Source organism: Enterococcus sp. AZ084, assembly GCF_051714905.1.
Lineage (GTDB): Bacteria > Bacillota > Bacilli > Lactobacillales > Enterococcaceae > Enterococcus_B > Enterococcus_B pernyi.
Map to the genome: position 1 here is coordinate 968,499 of NZ_JBIOSS010000001.1, position 19,168 is coordinate 987,666.

The following is a 19,168-nucleotide window of genomic DNA, read 5'->3' on the forward strand; positions in this document are numbered from 1 at the left end:
CAATCTTTTTATTAGATGTTTTAAATTAGCTTATCTGCAATAAAGTTATAAAAGCATAACGTTTGTTTTTATTTTAGAAAACGTTTACAATGAACCTATCAAATATAGGAGGTTCAGTTATGAAAAAGTTTAGTGTTATGATGTTCGTAGGAATTGTTATGTTAGGTTTGTTTGGTTTTGGTACATCTGGTTATGCACATGGTTATGTAACATCTCCAGGGAGTCGTGCCTATTTCGGTACAGCAGCTGCAGGTAATTTAAATCAAAACGTTGGGCGCGCACAATGGGAACCACAAAGTATTGAAGCGCCTAAAAATACATTTATTGATGGAAAAATCGCAAGTGCAGGTGTTAGTGGGTTTGAACCATTAGATGAACAGACAGCAAATCGTTGGCATAAAAGTGTAATTAATGCTGGTCCTTTGAATATCACTTGGAACTTAACTGCACAACATCGTACAAGTACTTGGGATTACTATATTACAAAACCAGGTTGGAACCAAAATCAACCTTTGAAATTCAGCGATTTTGAATTGATTACAAAAATCGATGATAAAGCAACAGTTCCGCCAAAAACAGTAAATCAAACAATTACTGTTCCTCAAGATAGAAAAGGCTACAACGTGATTTTAGCTGTTTGGAATATTTCAGATACAACAAATGCGTTCTATCAAGTAATTGATGTCAATGTTCAATAGAAAAACCTTGAAGAGAAACCTTTTTAACTGATCATATAAAGAACACCTATGAAGTGACTCTCATTTTCACTTCATGGGTGTTTATTTGTATGTTCGAACCATTTAAAATCAATAGGACGAGGTTCGATGATGATCCCATTTTTTGGCGAACTTCAGGTTGTATTGTATGATAGAAATAAGGATACCAAAAGGGAAGGGTTACGGAGGAAATCAAATGAAAAAATTTTTACGGAAAAAAAAGAAAAACAAAGAATCGATTGAAGATACTGTAATCGAAAACGAAGAAACAAAAGTAGAAGAAACATTGGAGCAAACACCTGAGGAACAAAAAGAATTTGCTTCATTTTTCGCTGAAACAATGAAAAGACTCCCTCAAAAAACATCCGCAGCTATTTTACGAAATTTTGATTCGTCAAAAAGCAAAGCGGAACAAACATTAGCAAAGAGCAAAACACAATTCGATCGTTTATTTGAAGAATTCTTAAAAGGGGTAGATGAACCTTTACGTAGAAAATGCCATGCAACGATTCATGCGGCCTCTTTGACAGCGGCGATCATCGGTTGTTCACCGATCCCTTTTTCAGATGCTTTTTTACTTGTACCAGTTCAGTTAACGATGATGGGACGTCTCCACAAGTTATTTGGACAATCATGGTCTGAATCATTAGGTAAAAGTGTCTCAAAAGAGTTGATCGTTGTTAGTTTAGGTAGAAGTGCAGTAGGGAATATCATTAAGATCATTCCGGCAGTAGGTACAGTGGCTGGTGCAGCGATCAACGCAACAGTCGCTAGTACGATCACCGAATCATTAGGCTGGATCACAGTAAAAATGTTGAATGATGGCGAAGATATTTTTGATGATGTCATGTCTTTCAAAGGGCAAGTTCAAACACTTTTTACTTTATTGAAACGAAAAAAACAAATGAAATAAGGTTTAATCAGAAATCATCGGATAAAAAATAAGCATTGACCTCGGAAATAGTTTTGACTATTAAGTAGAGGAAAATGCTTATTTTTTATAAGGATTCTGGCTGGCGCTATTGAATTATTTTTTTGTTAATTTCACGACGACTTCACAACGTGCTGTCTGAGGGAACATGTCGACAGACTGTAGATACTCGACGTGAAATACTTTCGCTAATTGGACGAGGTCCCTTGCTAAAGTCGAAACATTGCAAGAAATATAAACTAATTTTTGCGGTGGATTTTTTAAAATTGCTTGGATCAACTGCTCATCCAAACCAGTACGTGGCGGATCAACGATGATCCCATCCGGACGAAAGCCTTCATTCAACCACTTTGGTAAGAGCTCTTCTGCCGTACCCACTTCATAACGAGTATTCTCATAGCCTAATCGTTGTGCATTTTTCTGTGCATCTGAAATGGCTTGGGGGATGGTATCCATTCCGCGTACTTCTTTTGCTTTGTTTGCCACACTCAAACCAATTGTCCCAACACCACAATAAGCATCTACGATCGTTTCTTCTGGTTGGATGGCTAAAGCTTTGATTCCCTCACCGTATAAGACTTCTGTTTGTTGAGGATTCAACTGGAAAAAGGCACGAGGTGAAAGATCAAAAGTTACTTCATTGATCCGTTCCTCAATGGCTTCTTTTCCCCAAAGGTGTTTTGTTTCGTCACCCATCACGAGGGAGGTTTTTAAAGGTTGCACGTTTTGCATGATCGAAACGACTTCAGGGAGTTGCTGATTGATCTCACGAATCAGGGCATTTTTTTGTGGGAATTTTTGACTCCTGGTGATAAAGACAACTTGAAGCTCACCTGTCTGTATACCCACTCGAACCATGATCGTGCGGAAAATTCCGCTATCCGCACGTTCATCATAAATCGGTAAATCATATTTATTCAATAAATCGACGACTGTATTCATCACTTTTTGTGTCGCAGGCTCTTGCACTAAACAATCAGTAATTGCCACTAAGTCATGAGAATTGGCTTGATAGAGTCCAGCTTCGATTTTGTCTGTCTGTTTATTTTTTCTCAATTGAAATTGCGCTTTGTTCCGGTAACGCCATGGATCCTCCATTCCAATCGTTGGTAAAAGTGGATACTCACGATAACCGGCGGGTTTGAATTTTTCTAAGGACTGTAAAAGCAAATCTTTTTTGAAATCGAGTTGTGCATGGTACGCTAAATGCTGCAATTGGCAACCGCCACATTCATAGTAGACTGGACACGGAGCAGTCACGCGGTCAGTACTCGTTTTTTTGACTTTGACCAATTGTCCTTCTGCATAGCGAGGAGTTGCTTTAGTGATTTTTACTACGACTTCTTCTTTCGGAAGGGCATACGGAACAAAGACGATCATGCGTTTAAAATAGCCGATTCCTTCTCCGTTGATCCCTAAACGTTTGATTTTTAATGTGATCGTTTGGCCGTTTTTAACAATTGCTTCTGGCATAGGTATCTCCCTTTTTATCATTATGTGGCTATATTCTACCATATTATAGCGAAAGTTGGGGATTTTCTATGTTATGATAGGAATATATGTTCGAGGAGGGATAAGTTGCTTTCTATCACAAGAATCAGTAAAGGCAAAGGGCCTTTTTATCAAGTTGATCTATCGGATGGCGAAGTACTACAAGTCTCAGAAGATATTTTAGTACGCTATCGTTTATTAAAAGGGCAAGAATTAACAAAAGATAAATTAGCAGAAATCAAAAAAAGTACAGGGTATGATTTTGGTTTACAACAAGCATTGAATTATTTGAGTTACCAACTCCGAACAGAAAAAGAGATTCGGATCTATTTAAAAGATAAAGAGATCGGGCAGGAAGATCGACATAAAATCGTTGAAAAATTAAAAGAACTAGGTTTAGTAAATGATTTGACTTTTGGTGAAAGTTACGTGCGAACGAATATGCGTTTGAGTGACAAGGGACCAAAAAAATTAGCACAACAAATGCAACAAAAAGGGCTCTCACCAGAAGTGATCGAGCAGTCTTTAAGCCAGTACCCATTTGAAGAGCAAGTAGAAAATGCACGGCAAACAGCGGAAAAGACTTACGAAAAAAATCGTGCCAAAAGTCAAAAGGATCTATTACGGAATATCCAACAGAAATTGATGACAAAAGGATTTACCAATGATGTGATCCAAGAAGCGATGCAAACCTTACCTCAAGAAACTGATCCAGAAGTTGAATATGAGCTTTTAGTACAACAAGGAGAGAAGATCTGGCGTAAGAATAGTCGCTTTGAACCTCAAAAGAGAAAGATGAAAGTAAAGCAGAGTCTCTATCAAAAAGGCTTTGATTTTGAGATGATCCAGCGCTTTATTTTAGAAAAGGAAGAAGAAGCAAGTGAGTAGAGAATGGGAAAACTGGTCCTTAGAAAAAACAAAAGAATTTCAAGAACGTTTTATTGAATGGTATGAGCTTGAAAAGAGAAATCTCCCTTGGCGTTACAATCAAGACCCTTATCGTATTTGGATATCAGAAATCATGTTGCAACAAACCAGAGTCGATACAGTCATTGATTATTTTTATCGCTTTATGGAGTGGTTTCCAACCATCGAAGCGTTGGCGCAAGCACCCGAAGAAAAACTGTTGAAAGCTTGGGAAGGCTTAGGTTACTACTCACGGGCCAGAAATATTCAAGCTGCTGCAAAACAAATCATGGAAGATTTTGACGGAAAGATGCCACGAACACCGGAAGAAATCAGTACATTAAAAGGGATCGGTCCTTATACGACAGGGGCAATCGCAAGTATTGCTTTTGGGCTACCTGAACCAGCGATCGATGGAAATGTCATGCGTGTGGTTAGTCGGCTGTTCTGTATTGAAGAAGATATTGCGAAAGCATCGAGTCGCAAAGTGTTTGATCAAGCCATGCGGAAAATCATTGACGAAGAGCATCCGGGTGAGTTCAATCAAGCATTGATGGATCTTGGCTCAGCAATCTGCACGCCGACCTCGCCTAAATGTGAGGAATGCCCAATCCAAGCATTTTGTTTAGCAAAAGAAAAAGGGATTCAAACCGCCTATCCTGTCAAAACAAAAAAAGCAAAGCCTCGAGATGTTTATTATGTTTGTGCAGCGATTGAAAACGCAGAAGGTGCATTTTATTTTGAACAACGAGATCAACAAAAATTACTGGCTGATATGTGGACATTTCCGATGGTAGAAGTAACGAAAGAGGTATACGAAAAACTAGAAGCAGACTGGCAACCTAAGAACGAAATCAGTTTGTTCGATGAGGTTTTAGTCGCTGAAGAAGGTGCTTCAGTATTGCCTTTTGCTCATGCGGACAAAATCGTATGGCAAAAACGGCATCTAGGGGAAGTGACGCATATCTTCAGTCATTTGAAATGGCATGTTTTATTGTTTTATGGTCGGTTGCCTAAGACTGAAAAAGACCTATCTGAGACTGGCAAACAGACGCAGTGGCTGATACCAGAAGCATTTGAACAAGTGGTTTTCCCAAAAGTACAAATGAAGCTAGTCGAGCAGTTGGATAAAAATCGAAACAATAGTAATCCTTTCTAGGCAAAGATGATTTTTATTGCTATAATAATTACGATGTCGGTGTAATGAACACCCCAACACAAAGCACAAAATGTTGCTAAGGAAGGATTGCGATGGGAGTTCCAAAAGAAGGAGAGTTTGTAACGATCCAAAGTTATAAACACGACGGCAAATTGCATCGAACGTGGCGCGATACCATGGTATTGAAAACAAGCGAACATTCAATGATCGGTGTCAATGATCATACTCTTGTAACAGAGTCTGATGGACGACGTTGGGTGACGCGAGAACCAGCGATTGTATACTTTCACAAAAAATACTGGTTCAATGTAATAGCAATGATCAGAGAAAAGGGGGTTTCCTATTATTGTAATCTGGCTTCACCTTTTTTATTAGATGATGAAGCATTAAAATATATTGATTATGACTTAGATATCAAGGTTTTTCCTGATGGCGAGAAGCGCTTGTTAGATGTCGATGAATATGAAATGCACAGTCAAATGATGAATTATCCAAGTGATATTGACTTCATTTTAAAAGAAAACGTGAAGATTTTGGTTGACTGGATCAATAATGGAGATGGCCCATTCTCAGAAGGCTATATTGATATTTGGTATGACCGTTACAAGCAATTGTCGCAAAAGTAAACGAAAACAGTAAGTAAGTGAAGGAATCTTCATCTTGCTTACTGTTTTTACTTGGATGCTTCACAAGTTTTTTTTCATGTTGAGATGTTGGATGCCCGCATCTTCGAAGACTTCACCGTAGGCTTGATAATCAAGCTTCTCATAAAAAGGAATAGCGGTCAGTTGAGCGCCTAATTTGATCGTATCAAAGCCTTGGTTTTTAGCAAAAGCCTCTGCTTCTCTTAGCAAGACTTGCCCCAAACCTTGTTGACGGTATTCAGCAAGGATTGCCATACGTTGGACTTTTATCTGGCCATTTTCGAGTGGCAGTAAACGAACAGTACCTTGCGCCTCCTGTGCATCTGTATAAAGGACGAAATGGATACAATGCGCCTCATCCTGATCGATTTCTCTCTCAAAGGGAACACCTTGCTCGACAACGAAGACCTGGTTTCTGATACGTACAGCATCGAGATAGATCGGACTCATCGTATCTTTTGTATGAACTACTTTCATCAAACAGCCACCTTTCTTTTCAGTAGTATACTGTAAAGTGATCGGAATGGAAAGTGCATAAAATAAAATCAAAAATAACAGATTTTTTCAAAAGAATGTTATATACTATCATAAAAAAGGAAAGAAGTGAATTATTTGTTCGATAAGTTAAAACAATCAAAGTTGATGTTCTGGTCATTTGAATTGCTGATTTTAGCAACATTGATCTTAGTCTCCTCGAAAATCAGCTTTGTCTTCCAACCAATCGGGACATTCTTCTCCACATTATTTGCACCAGTTTTGATTGCTGGTTTTTTATATTATATTTTGAATCCAATCGTTGGATTATTGATGAAAACAAAAATGAAACGGATCTGGGCAGTAGCAATTGTACTGTTATTGTTAGTTGCCGCTCTGGTCTGGATCTTGTTAAGTGTCATCCCAAGTTTAGTCCAACAAATATCTTCCTTGGCCTCTAACACGCCGAACTTTATTCGCCAAGTAGAGACTTGGTTAGCAGAAGTTGCACAATGGTCCGTATTCAAAGATGTCGATATCAATAAATATTTTGAACAACTGGATATTTCATATGGCACGATCATCCAACAATTTCTGAGTGGCTTATCTAATAGCTTAGGTTCGATCGTTGGAACGATTGCTTCAGCAACCATCGTTATTATTACCGCACCATTCATCTTGTTTTACATGTTGAAAGATGGCGAAAAACTTGTGCCGAACATCAAACGTTTCTTTCCAGAAAAACGAAGAGAACAAATCGTTGAGTTGTTAGGACAGTTGAATAAAACGTTAGCTAATTATATTAGTGGCCAAGCAATCGAATGCTTATTCGTTGGTACATTCACCTTTCTAGGTTACTTTGCTCTAGGCGTAGACTATGCCTTCCTTTTCGGAGTAATTGCTGGATTGACCAACCTCATTCCTTATTTAGGCCCATATTTAGGTTTAGCCCCTGCCTTTTTAGTGACAGTATTCAATGATCCATTCAAAGCATTGCTATGTTGTGTAGTCGTTTTGATCGTTCAGCAACTAGATGGAAATATCATTTATCCGAATGTCATTGGTAAATCATTGAAGATCCATCCACTAACGATCATTATCGTTTTACTTGTTGCGGGAAACATTGCAGGTTTACTAGGGATTTTTCTAGGTGTACCTTTTTATGCGATCTGCAAAACAATCATTTCTTATGTCGTCAAGATCGTAAAAGAAGATAAACAAAACGAGAACAAGAAAAAAATCGCGACGACTCTTGAATCTTAATGATCGAATGGCTATTTTTATTGCAAAGAAAATCGCTTTATGATACCATTTTAACGTGGCTACCTTTAGCCACGTTTTTTTCTTTAAAAAAATAAAAATTTAAATGAATAAGGAGAGAATGCGATTATGAATGCTGACCCTGAGAGTCAGTCGCTGTTAGCGCAAATTTTATTATTGATCATTTTGACATTGATCAATGCTTTTTTAGCAGCTTCCGAAATTGCAGTTGTATCGATCAATAAAAATCGGATCGAACAAAAAGCGGAAGAAGGAGATGTTAAATCTAAAAAGCTTTTAAAAATATTGCAGAACCCAAATAACTTCCTATCAACTATCCAAGTAGGAATCACTTTGGTCAATATTTTATCTGGTGCATCTTTAGCTAATACTTTATCCGTAAGATTAGCCCCACTATTAGGTGGCGGTGCCGCAGCAAGAAGTATTGCAAATATTATCGTACTGGCTATTTTGACCTATGTTTCGATTGTTTTTGGAGAATTATACCCGAAAAGGATCGCTTTGAATAAATCAGAAGAGGTAGCGAATTTTACCTCAGGTATGATCCGAATGATCGGTGTCGTAGCAAAACCTTTCGTGTGGCTGTTGTCTGCATCTACCAGTTTACTGGCACGGATAACACCAATGACTTTTGACGATGAAGATTCAAAGATGACCCGCGACGAAATGCGGTATATGCTTGAAAACGAAGGGGTATTGAACAACGAAGAGTTGGAAATGCTTCAAGGTGTCTTTTCCTTAGACACAAAAGTTGCAAGGGAAGTAATGGTTCCTCGAACAGATGCTTTTATGATCGACATTAATGACTCCATTGAAGAAAATGTCAACGAAGTACTATCGGAGAATTACTCAAGGATTCCTGTTTATAATGAAGACAAAGATAAAGTTGTCGGAATCCTTCATACGAAAAATTTATTAAAAGCTGCCCATAAATTTGGGTTCGAAAACTTAGAAATCAAAAAAATCATGCAGGAACCACTTTTTGTTCCAGAAACGATTTTTATTGATGATCTATTGTATGAAATGAAAAAAACACAAAACCAAATGGCGATCCTATTAGATGAATATGGCGGAGTCGTAGGTTTAGTGACATTGGAAGATCTACTTGAAGAAATCGTTGGAGAAATCGATGATGAATCAGATGAAGTAGAAAATCTCTACGAACAAGTCGGTGACTATGAATACATCATTCAAGGTCGAATGCTGATCGATGAATTCAATGAGGCGTTTGAAAGTAATCTCCACATGAGTGATGTGGATACGATGGCCGGCTACTTGATCACAGCTTTAGGCATGATTCCCGATGAAGGAGAAAAACTTTCATTTGATGTTGAAAACATTACCTTGATTTCTGAAGAAATGGAAGGTTCTAGAGTACTCAAAATTCGTGTGATCTTCCATGATCCAGAAGAAATAGAAGCTGAGCCTGAAGAAGAACGTCGCTATTTCAAAAAAGATTTTGAAGACGACGAACCACGAAGATAAAGCACCTTCGATGATCTTTTAACGGAACGAAGAGCGGATATATTACTTGCTTTCTGAAGTGATGTATCTGTTCTTTTTTTGGAGATATCAAATGAAAAGAAAAAGTAAAACTGTTTCGCTTACTTTTTCAAATTGAATATCCATGCTATACTATTTGAGTTGAAGAAAAGGATAGAGGAACTATCGAATAGTCGAAGGGGTTCTCTTTTATGAAGCAATAGACAAATGAAGAATGGAGTAAATTTATGAACAATCCAGAATTAAAACAGCAAGTGGACAATCGACGCACATTTGCGATCATTTCCCATCCGGATGCGGGAAAAACAACGATCACCGAACAACTGCTTTTATTCGGTGGTGCGATTCGCCAAGCAGGAACGGTCAAAGGAAAGAAAACGGGTAATTTTGCAAAATCCGACTGGATGGAAATCGAAAAACAACGTGGGATTTCTGTTACCAGTTCAGTGATGCAATTTGATTATCACGGAAAAAGAGTCAATATTCTAGACACTCCTGGCCATGAGGACTTTTCAGAAGATACGTATCGTACGTTGATGGCGGTCGATAGTGCAGTCATGGTCATCGATAGCGCAAAAGGGATTGAAGCGCAAACGAAAAAACTTTTCCAAGTAGTCAAAAGAAGAGGAATTCCTATTTTCACCTTCATCAATAAGTTGGACCGAGATGGTCGAGAACCGCTTGATCTATTAGAAGAATTAGAAGAGTTATTAGATATCGAATCTTGCCCAATGAATTGGCCGATCGGTATGGGGAAAGGATTGGAAGGATTATACGATATCCATCATAACCGAGTAGAATTTTATCGTCCTGAGAATTATCAAGATGAACGCTTGGCTCAATTAGATGAAGAGGGTCACTTACCGGAGGATCATCCGCTCAGAAATAATTCATTGTACGAGCAAGTATTAGAAGAAGTAGAGCTGTTAAAAGAAGCCGGGGATTCCTTTAATGAAGAAAAAATTGCACGTGGGGAGCAGACGCCAGTATTTTTCGGTTCAGCTTTAACTAATTTTGGTGTTCAGACATTTTTAGAAACATTTGTTGATTTGGCGCCATCTCCTTATGGACATAAAACACGTGAAGAGCAAGTAGTCAGCCCGTATGAACAAGAGTTTTCTGGTTTTGTCTTTAAGATCCAAGCCAATATGAATCCAGCTCACCGAGATCGTATTGCATTTGTACGAATCTGTTCAGGTACATTTGAACGTGGAATGGACGTCTCATTAGAGCGGACGAACAAAAAATTGAAATTGAGTAATGTCACGCAGTTTATGGCAGATGCCAGAGAAAACGTTGAAAATGCTGTGGCAGGAGATATCATTGGTGTGTATGACACTGGAAATTATCAAATCGGTGACACATTATATGAAGGAAAACTAAAAGTAGCTTATGAAGAATTACCTTCATTTACGCCTGAGCTTTTCATGAAAGTAACGGCTAAAAATGTGATGAAACAAAAATCATTCCACAAAGGAATCAATCAATTGGTACAAGAAGGTGCCATTCAATTATATAAAACCTATGTGACCGAAGAGTACATCATCGGGGCAGTTGGACAATTACAATTTGAAGTTTTCCAATATCGGATGTTGAATGAATACAATGCAGAAGTGATCATGTCGCCAATGGGTAACAAGATCGCCCGTTGGATCGAGCCAGAAGATCTGGATGAGAAAATGAGTTCAAGTCGTAATATCTTAGCGAGAGATCGCTTTGATCAACCGCTATTCTTATTTGAGAATCAGTTTGCAGAGCGTTGGTTTGCTGACAAATATCCAAACGTAAAATTAAAAAGTTTGATGTAATCAGTGCTTCCCATTACCTGTACAGTTGTTTCCTTTTAAAAATATTCATTTAGCATATAAATTAAAACGAACACACGACGATTCATGTTTTCAGTGAATTGTCGTGTGTTTTTGTTGGATTTTAACGTTTTTTTGTTTATTTTGAAAAAATCAATTAAAATCAAATAAAAAAATAGATTAGAATATTTTTGCGTACATATATATAAAATAAGCAAAGAAAGTAGGGGTCAAATGGAAACAGAAATCGAAAAAAAACAGCGTATTGAAAGAAAAAAAGCAAAAATGCGTCGAGTATGTCAAATGTTGGATATTGAGAATTGGGAAAAAAATGAACGGATCGTCACAGAAATACGCTCGATCATCCAAGCGGATCGACCTGTAAAGGGGAGGGAAGTTGGAAATAGGAAAAAGAAAAAAAGGGAATGCCAAGTACCTTCGACAAAACCCCTTTGATTCATGATTTATTTTTTTTACCTACATAGCAATTGGTGCATTTAAATTTCTTTTTGGAATAGAGATTTCTACTAAGCCCGGTAACTCGATCACTTGGATGTCATCAGGATGGTACTCAGCGTCATGGATTTTTTTTAAGAAGTAACGTTGGATTTCTTCAATTTCCTTTGGTTGGATATTACGATTTTCATTCATCAGGACGATTTCGTTGTGCTCGGGAGCTTCTGTATAAATAACGGTTGTATTTCCTGCGGTATACACCTTAACCATATGTGCATCTGTATTTTCCAACTGATTTAAAACTAATCGTGAATGACTGTTTGTTACATTAACTAGTTTCATGGCGCTCACCTCTCTTATGTATTTAAGAAATAACTTACATTAATTATAATTTTTTTTTAGTAAAATGAACAGCATTTTGTCTTCTTAAAAATGAACGGACGAGAAAAAATCGTTACTTTTTTTCCAAAAATAAAAACAAAAGCGGAGAGTGGCAAACTCTCCGCTCGATTTTTACTACCATACTAACGTGGAATTATTCTGTCGATTCGTTGTTTGCTTCTTTGACTAAACGTTCAGGTTTAGACGTAATGACGATTTTGTCGTCTTTATCTAATTTTGCTTTAAGATCTGAGATCGTTGGATGATCAAGATAGAATTCGGCAATGCCGTCTTCGATTTGTTCTTGGATCGTCCGACGTAATGGTCGGGCACCCATTGCTGGATCGTAACCAAGATCAACCAGCTTTTCTTTGACATTCGTAGGAACGTCCACATGTAATTGTTGAGCCGCCAATAATTGGTTGACATCATCAAGCATGAGCGTCACGATCGTCATCAAGTTTTCTTTTGATAAAGCACTGAACTCGATGATTCCATCAAAACGATTCAAGAATTCTGGTGTGAAGTAGTTGTTCAATTGATTCAAGACAGAACGAGTCACACCTTCACGAGCAGCACCAAAGCCAACATTGGCTTCTACTTTTCCAGTTCCTGCATTACTTGTCATAATGATGATTGTATCCTTGAAGCTGACTGTACGACCTTGCGCATCGGTTAAACGTCCATCATCTAAGATCTGTAGGAACATGTGTAAGACATCTGGATGTGCTTTTTCTACTTCATCAAGCAGAACCAAACTATACGGATTTCGACGTACTTTTTCAGTCAATTGACCAGCTTCTTCATAGCCGACATAGCCTGGAGGGGAACCAATCAGTTTTGCGACACTGTGTTTTTCCATGTATTCTGACATATCGAAACGGATCATTGATTCTTCAGATCCAAATAATTCATAGGCTAGTTGCTTCGCTAATTCTGTTTTACCAACACCAGTAGGACCAACAAATAAGAAAGAACCAATCGGACGGTTTTTCTTGCTTAAACCAACTCGATTACGACGAATGGCTTTGGCTACCCGATCAACCGCATCGTCTTGCCCGATCACATGTTTTTTCAAGTCGTCCGCTAAGTTTTTCAATTGAGTTTGTTCTTTTTCTTTCAGTTCACCAACTGGGATGCCTGTACGTTGTTCAACGATTTTTTCCATATCCTTTTCAGAGATTACTGGGATTTCTTCTTCTGAAAGTTGACGTTCTTGCATTTTTTTCAATTTATTGATTTGATCGCGATAATAAGCTGCTTTTTCGAAATCTTCTTCTTTAGAAGCCAACAACTTTTGTTCTTCCGCTTCTTCCAATTTCTTTTCGATCATTTTTGGATCAACGATTTGGATCGTTAAGTTTTTCTTAGATCCTGTTTCATCCAGTAAATCAATGGCTTTATCCGGTAAAAAACGATCTTGGATATAGCGATTGGACAATCTAGCCGCAGCTTCGATCGCAGCATCTGTGTATTTGACATGATGGTAGTCTTCATAGCGCTTTTGCAATCCTTTTAAAATACTGATCGTTTCATCTACAGAAGGTTCATCGACACGAACAGGTTGCATCCGGCGCTCTAACGCAGCATCTTTTTCAATGATCCGGTATTCATTCAATGTCGTTGCCCCAACCATTTGTAATTCGCCACGAGCTAATGCGGGTTTTAATATATTTCCGGCATCCATGTTACCATCACCAGCTGAACCAGCCCCAACGATTTCATGAACTTCATCTATAAATAAAATGACATTTTCTGCTTGTCTGATTTCTTCGATTAGTTTTTGCATCCGTTCTTCAAATTGTCCTCTGATTCCTGTGCCTTGGACAAGTGAAACAACATCTAAGCGAATCACTTCTTTATCTAGTAATTTTTGTGGAACATCGCCATCAACGATTTTTTGTGCGAGTCCTTCAACTACAGCTGTTTTACCGACACCTGGTTCTCCGATCAATACAGGGTTGTTCTTTGTGCGGCGATTCAAGATTTCGATCACGCGCTTGATTTCATCATCGCGACCGATGACTGGATCGATTTCACCTTGGCGTGCTTCTTCTGTGATATTGATACCGTATTCGCCTAAAAGACCATCTGAAGCGGGGCCTTGTGGTGGTTGTCCACCATTGAAGTTGTTGTTCCCACCAAATTGAGTAGGGGGTGTTTGTTCATAATTTCCTTGTTGTTGCATTTGACGAGACATCGAACGAAAAAGATCGTCCAGACTCCCAAAGCCAAATGGATCATTTTGGGCCATACTTGTTAGACCTCCATTTTGCTGATTTTTGATTTTTTGGTAACAGCTCTGACAATAGTCAAGTTGTGTACGTTGGCCATTGACAGTCGCATACAAGTGAATCGTTGCTTCATTTTTTCCACAGTTTTGACAAAGCATAAAACATTCACGTCCTTTCAAACATTGGTCATTAAGTCTATTTTACATCGCGTCTATCTTTGGGTAAAAGAATAACACTCGATCAACAAACCTGGTAAAAGTCATACCTTGTTGACCATTACTGACCATTTAATTTTATTATACTAATTTTTTGAATTGACGCAAGCAATTGATTCTTTTGTTCAGGCAATGTGACAAAACATTTGGGTAAGAACCTTAAGTTGTCGACGAATCTGTAGGGGATCTAGCTGAAATTTCGTGAATTGTTCAATTACTCGACAAACAATGATTGGTCAAACGATTCATGAGATATAAAAAAACATAGAATTTATTAAAACAGGAATAATCGTCACTATGCATGAAACACTTCTAAAGAATACTTTATTGGATTTTCTCTCAATTTAAATGAAAACTGTTGTATCTAAGGAAAAAAAATGGTAATCTTTACAGATGAAAGGGTTCATCTGATTAGTTCTATCATGGATTGCTAAAAAAGAAAACCCTCACATAAAAACAACACTCACTTAAAGGAGACCGATTAATATGGAAAAGAAAGAATTTCACGTAGTAGCAGAAACTGGGATCCACGCACGTCCAGCTACACTATTAGTACAAACAGCAAGCAAATTTAACTCTGATGTAAACTTAGAGTATAAAGGTAAATCAGTAAACTTAAAATCTATCATGGGCGTTATGTCTTTAGGTGTAGGTCAAGGTTCTGACGTTACTATCACTGCTGAAGGTGCTGACGAAGCTGACGCTATGGCAGCTATCGTTGAAACAATGAAGAAAGAAGGCTTATCTGAATAATGGTTGAAATGCTAAAAGGGATCGCCGCTAGTGACGGAGTAGCCGTTGCAAAAGCTTACCTGCTAGTTCAACCGGATTTATCATTCAGTAAGACGACAGTTGAGGATACTTCAGCTGAAGAAGCTCGCTTAGATGATGCTTTAGCAAAATCAACTGAAGAATTACAACAAATTCGTGAAAAAGCAGCGCAAAGCTTAGGTGAAGCAGAAGCGCAAGTATTTGACGCACATTTAATGGTTCTTTCAGATCCTGAAATGATAGGTCAAATCAAACAAAACATCAAAGATAACAGTGTAAATGCTGAATCAGCTCTTAAAGAAGTAACGGATATGTATATCGGTATGTTCGAAGCAATGGAAGATAATGCTTACATGCAAGAACGTGCAGCAGATATTCGTGACGTTGCAAAACGTATTTTAGCACATCTATTAGGTGTGACTTTACCAAACCCTTCAATGATCAATGAAGAAGTGGTTGTCGTGGCGCATGATTTGACGCCAAGTGACACTGCTCAATTAGATCGTAACTTCGTAAAAGCTTTTGTAACAGATATCGGTGGACGTACATCGCATTCTGCAATCATGGCTCGTTCTCTTGAAATTCCAGCAATCGTTGGAACAAAAGAAATCACTGCGAAGGTCAAAGAAGGCGTAATGTTAGCTGTTAATGGGATCGAAGGCGATGTAGTCATTGAGCCAACAGCAGAACAAAAAGCCGAATTTGAAAAAATCGGCGCAGATTATGCTGCACAAAAAGCAGAATGGGAAAAACTGAAACATGCTGAGACAGTGACTGCCGATGGCAAACACTTTGAATTAGCAGCCAACATTGGTACACCTAAAGATTTAGTCGGTGTACACAACAATGGTGGTGAAGCAGTTGGACTTTATCGTACTGAATTCCTTTATATGGATTCACCAGATTTTCCTACTGAAGAAGACCAATACGTTGCTTACAAAGCAGTATTGGAAGGAATGGAAGGAAAACCTGTCGTTGTTCGTACAATGGATATCGGTGGAGATAAAGAATTACCATACTTGCAATTGCCGCATGAAATGAATCCTTTCTTAGGATACCGTGCATTACGTATTAGCTTGTCAGAACAAGGTGACGATATGTTCCGTACGCAAATGCGTGCGTTATTACGTGCCTCTGTACATGGAAACTTGCGTATCATGTTCCCAATGGTTGCTACACTAAAAGAATTCCGTGGTGCAAAAGCAATCTTTGAAGAAGAAAAACAAAAATTAGTAAATGAAGGCATTGAAGTCTCTGATTCGATCCAAGTAGGGATCATGATCGAGATTCCAGCTGCAGCCGTTATTGCGGATAAATTTGCTAAAGAAGTTGACTTCTTCTCAGTAGGAACAAACGACTTGATCCAATACACAATGGCAGCTGACCGTATGAACGAACGTGTTTCTTACTTGTACCAACCATACAACCCATCAATTCTACGTTTGATCAAAAACGTCATTGATGCAGCACATGCTGAAGGTAAATGGGCTGGTATGTGTGGAGAAATGGCCGGCGATCAAATGGCTGTTCCTTTACTAGTAGGTATGGGATTAGATGAGTTCTCAATGAGTGCAACATCGATCTTAAAAACACGTAGCTTGATGAAACGTTTAGATACAAGCAAAATGGCTGAACTAGCGGATCGTGCCCTAAATGAGTGCGATACAATGGAAGAAGTCGTAGAACTTGTTAATGAATATCTAGCTTGATTTTTAGAACAGGCACAGTATTTTGCTGTGCCTGTTTTTTTGTCTTCTTGCAATAATAAATAAAGTTCCGTTCCAACTTACAAGTTTGTTGGGAAAAAATCGGACTTAAGGTTGAGTGACAGCTTTCACGCTGTGTTATAATATAAGAGTGAGGGGGAACGTAGATGAAGGTATTATTATATTTTGAAAGTGAGAAGATACTTTCTAAGTCCGGCATTGGTCGTGCACTTGATCATCAAAAGCGTGCGCTTAAAGATGTAGGGATCTCCTATACTTTAGATAGTAAGGAAGACTATGATATTTTGCACATCAATACATATGGTATCAATAGTCACAACATGGTCAACAAAGCGCGTAAAAATGGTAAAAAAATAATTTATCATGCGCATTCAACGGAGGAGGATTTTCGTAATTCCTTTATCGGTTCGAATCAATTAGCACCATTTGTAAAAAAATATTTAGTCGGATTGTATGAAAAGGCAGATTACTTGATTACACCAACCCCATATTCAAAAAAATTATTGCAAAGTTATGGCATCGATTTACCTATTCAATCGATTTCCAATGGGATCGATTTGGAAAAGTACCAACCAGACCCTGTCAAAGAACAAAAATTCAGGGAGTATTTCAATCTTTCACCTGATCAAAAAGTGATTATTTGTGTAGGACTGTTCTTTGCAAGAAAAGGAATCATCGATTTTGTTGAAATAGCCAAACAATTACCGGAATATACATTCATCTGGTTTGGTCATGTACCGATGTATTCGATCCCAAGTAATATCCGAAAAATCGTGAAAGAAGATCATCCCGATAATGTCATTTTTCCAGGCTATATTCGAGGAGAGATCATCGAAGGAGCATACTCAGGAGCGGATCTGTTCTTTTTCCCTTCTTATGAAGAAACGGAAGGTATTGTCGTACTGGAAGCTTTAGCAAGTAAACAAAATGTGTTAGTACGTGATATTCCAGTCTATGATGGTTGGCTTGAAGATCAAAAAAATTGTTATATGGGGCGAAACAATGAAGAGTTTTCACAACTCATTCAAAAAATCATTCAACATGAAGTACCTAGTTTAGTTGAATCTGGCTATCAAACGGCTGAAGAACGAAGTATCAAAAGAATTGGTGAACAACTTCAATCCGTTTATCAACAAGTGCTAAAGGCATCCGATTCTTCAGATGAACAAATGCAAGAATCAAAATAAAGGTAGTTTGGAGGCGAAAAAAGATGAAAATCGGCTTTTTTACCGATACCTATTTTCCACAGGTAAGTGGTGTTGCTACATCGATCAAGACATTAAAAGAAGAACTCGAAAAAATGGGACATGACGTGTATATATTTACGACAACAGATCCCAATGCAGACAAGTTAGAAAAAGATGTAATTCGTATGCCAAGTGTTCCTTTTGTATCATTTAAAGAACGCCGAGTAGTGGTACGAGGAATGTGGTACGCCTATTTAGTGGCAAAAGAATTAGAGTTAGATCTTATCCATACGCACACTGAGTTTGGGGCGGGTGTTCTTGGCAAGATGGTCGCAAAAAAATTAAAGATCCCATCGATCCATACGTATCACACGATGTATGAAGATTACCTGCATTATATTGCAAAAGGGAAAGTGATTCGACAATCCCATGTCAAATACTTATCTCGTCTATTTGTGAACCATACGACAGGTGTGGTTTGCCCGAGTGAGCGTGTCATCGAAACATTGCGAAGTTATGGGGTGACAGCACCATTACGAGTGATACCGACTGGGATCGATATAGACAAATTCAAACGTCCAGAAATCACACAAGAACAAATCAAAGAGCTACGCACTTCATTAGGGATCAAGGAAAACGGCTTGATGATTTTATCTTTAAGTCGAATCTCTTACGAAAAAAATATCCAAGCGTTGATCCAAGGGTTTCCAGAAGTCATCAAACACTATCCAGATGCACGACTAGTCATAGTCGGAAACGGACCTTATGTTGAGCAACTAGAAGAACTGATCACGTCGCTGGATTTAGCTGATGCGGTTCAATTTACTGGGGAAGTCGATAACAATGACGTCGCGTTCTATTATCGTGCGGCTGATTATTTTGTGTGTGCTTCGACATCAGAAACACAAGGATTGACCTATACAGAAGCAATGGCGGCTGGTACACCATGTGTAGTTGAAGGAAATGATTATTTGAATCGTTTATTTGATCATGCTTCCCTTGGCCGAACATTTGAGCGAGATGAAGACTTTGCACCTGCACTTATTGATTATATTGAAAGCAAAGTTGAAAAAGATCCAGAAGTGTTTGAAAAGAAACTTTACGAGATCTCAGCTACTCATTTTGGTCAATCAATGATCGAATTTTATGAAGATATGCTTGTGTATTACAAAGAAGAGATGCGTAAAAAAGAAGAAGAAGCATCCATCGAACGGATTAAAATTAAATTAAATTCTTTCAAAAGATAAAAAAACAGTGAATAATCCTAAAAAAATCCTTGTTTCTAGC

17 protein-coding genes are annotated in these 19,168 nt (G+C 38.2%); 13 read left to right on the forward strand and 4 right to left on the reverse strand.

Going from position 1 to position 19,168, the window contains the following annotated elements; translation table 11 throughout:
• The first annotated feature begins 89 nt into the window (after window positions 1-89).
• Both IGI79_RS04545 and IGI79_RS04550 read left to right on the forward strand, forming a co-directional pair.
• The gene (locus IGI79_RS04545; RefSeq protein ID WP_375148118.1) at window positions 90-698 is read left to right on the forward strand and encodes a lytic polysaccharide monooxygenase; all 609 of its coding nucleotides are present in this window, start codon (window positions 90-92) and stop codon (window positions 696-698) included.
• A 214-nt stretch (window positions 699-912) separates the two neighbouring features.
• Window positions 913-1,629: a YcjF family protein gene (locus IGI79_RS04550; RefSeq protein ID WP_019722749.1), complete on the forward strand. Its 717-nt coding sequence runs from the start codon at window positions 913-915 to the stop codon at window positions 1,627-1,629.
• 114 nt (window positions 1,630-1,743) lie between these two features.
• Here the strand turns inward: IGI79_RS04550 and rlmD are convergent, their stop codons facing one another.
• On the reverse strand, window positions 1,744-3,120 hold the full coding sequence (gene rlmD / locus IGI79_RS04555) for a 23S rRNA (uracil(1939)-C(5))-methyltransferase RlmD (RefSeq protein WP_195273392.1): 1,377 nt from the start codon (window positions 3,118-3,120) through the stop codon (window positions 1,744-1,746).
• A 105-nt stretch (window positions 3,121-3,225) separates the two neighbouring features.
• On the opposite strand from rlmD, the gene recX reads away from it, so the two are divergent.
• The 3 genes from recX to ntdP all read left to right on the forward strand — a co-directional run bounded on the left by recX (window position 3,226) and on the right by ntdP (window position 5,829).
• On the forward strand, window positions 3,226-4,026 hold the full coding sequence (recX, locus tag IGI79_RS04560) for a recombination regulator RecX (protein ID WP_108145795.1): 801 nt from the start codon (window positions 3,226-3,228) through the stop codon (window positions 4,024-4,026).
• Entirely contained in the window at window positions 4,019-5,203 is a 1,185-nt protein-coding gene (gene mutY, locus IGI79_RS04565; protein ID WP_010735894.1) for an A/G-specific adenine glycosylase, read from the forward strand. Before recX ends, mutY begins: the two co-directional genes overlap by 8 nt.
• A gap of 92 nt (window positions 5,204-5,295) precedes the next feature.
• Window positions 5,296-5,829: a nucleoside tri-diphosphate phosphatase gene (ntdP, locus tag IGI79_RS04570; RefSeq protein ID WP_010735893.1), complete on the forward strand. Its 534-nt coding sequence runs from the start codon at window positions 5,296-5,298 to the stop codon at window positions 5,827-5,829.
• A 60-nt stretch (window positions 5,830-5,889) separates the two neighbouring features.
• On the opposite strand, the gene IGI79_RS04575 is transcribed toward ntdP, so the two are convergent.
• Window positions 5,890-6,324, reverse strand: a complete 435-nt coding sequence (locus IGI79_RS04575; protein ID WP_019722746.1) for a GNAT family N-acetyltransferase — start codon at window positions 6,322-6,324, stop codon at window positions 5,890-5,892.
• Between the two features lie 135 nt (window positions 6,325-6,459).
• Here IGI79_RS04575 and IGI79_RS04580 point away from each other — a divergent pair, with 135 nt between their 5' ends.
• From IGI79_RS04580 to IGI79_RS04595, 4 genes are all read left to right on the forward strand, one after another.
• Window positions 6,460-7,584, forward strand: a complete 1,125-nt coding sequence (locus IGI79_RS04580) for an AI-2E family transporter (RefSeq protein ID WP_023519400.1) — start codon at window positions 6,460-6,462, stop codon at window positions 7,582-7,584.
• Window positions 7,585-7,710: 126 nt separating this feature from the next.
• Window positions 7,711-9,087 carry a hemolysin family protein gene (locus IGI79_RS04585; RefSeq protein WP_010735890.1) on the forward strand — a complete coding sequence of 459 codons (1,377 nt, stop codon included), beginning with the start codon at window positions 7,711-7,713 and terminating at the stop codon, window positions 9,085-9,087.
• 245 nt (window positions 9,088-9,332) lie between these two features.
• Window positions 9,333-10,913 (forward strand): peptide chain release factor 3, encoded by a 1,581-nt coding sequence (locus tag IGI79_RS04590; RefSeq protein WP_010735889.1) that lies wholly within the window; start codon window positions 9,333-9,335, stop codon window positions 10,911-10,913.
• 231 nt (window positions 10,914-11,144) lie between these two features.
• Entirely contained in the window at window positions 11,145-11,366 is a 222-nt protein-coding gene (locus IGI79_RS04595; RefSeq protein ID WP_019723964.1) for a hypothetical protein, read from the forward strand.
• Window positions 11,367-11,387: 21 nt separating this feature from the next.
• On the opposite strand, the gene IGI79_RS04600 is transcribed toward IGI79_RS04595, so the two are convergent.
• Together IGI79_RS04600 and IGI79_RS04605 are read right to left on the reverse strand one after the other, a co-directional pair.
• Window positions 11,388-11,708, reverse strand: a complete 321-nt coding sequence (locus IGI79_RS04600) for a DUF1827 family protein (RefSeq protein WP_019723965.1) — start codon at window positions 11,706-11,708, stop codon at window positions 11,388-11,390.
• 193 nt (window positions 11,709-11,901) lie between these two features.
• Window positions 11,902-14,139 carry an ATP-dependent Clp protease ATP-binding subunit gene (locus tag IGI79_RS04605; RefSeq protein WP_065096197.1) on the reverse strand — a complete coding sequence of 746 codons (2,238 nt, stop codon included), beginning with the start codon at window positions 14,137-14,139 and terminating at the stop codon, window positions 11,902-11,904.
• A gap of 543 nt (window positions 14,140-14,682) precedes the next feature.
• On the opposite strand from IGI79_RS04605, the gene IGI79_RS04610 reads away from it, so the two are divergent.
• The 4 genes from IGI79_RS04610 to IGI79_RS04625 all read left to right on the forward strand — a co-directional run bounded on the left by IGI79_RS04610 (window position 14,683) and on the right by IGI79_RS04625 (window position 19,128).
• A complete protein-coding gene (locus IGI79_RS04610) occupies window positions 14,683-14,949 on the forward strand; it encodes a phosphocarrier protein HPr (RefSeq protein WP_002287602.1) in 267 nt (88 codons plus the stop codon).
• Window positions 14,949-16,676 carry a phosphoenolpyruvate--protein phosphotransferase gene (ptsP, locus tag IGI79_RS04615; protein ID WP_019723966.1) on the forward strand — a complete coding sequence of 576 codons (1,728 nt, stop codon included), beginning with the start codon at window positions 14,949-14,951 and terminating at the stop codon, window positions 16,674-16,676. The genes IGI79_RS04610 and ptsP overlap by 1 nt, the downstream gene beginning before the upstream one ends.
• A 164-nt stretch (window positions 16,677-16,840) precedes the next feature.
• A complete protein-coding gene (locus tag IGI79_RS04620) occupies window positions 16,841-17,881 on the forward strand; it encodes a glycosyltransferase family 4 protein (protein ID WP_065096196.1) in 1,041 nt (346 codons plus the stop codon).
• A gap of 23 nt (window positions 17,882-17,904) precedes the next feature.
• A complete protein-coding gene (locus IGI79_RS04625) occupies window positions 17,905-19,128 on the forward strand; it encodes a glycosyltransferase family 4 protein (RefSeq protein WP_195273394.1) in 1,224 nt (407 codons plus the stop codon).
• The last annotated feature ends 40 nt before the right edge of the window (window positions 19,129-19,168 follow it).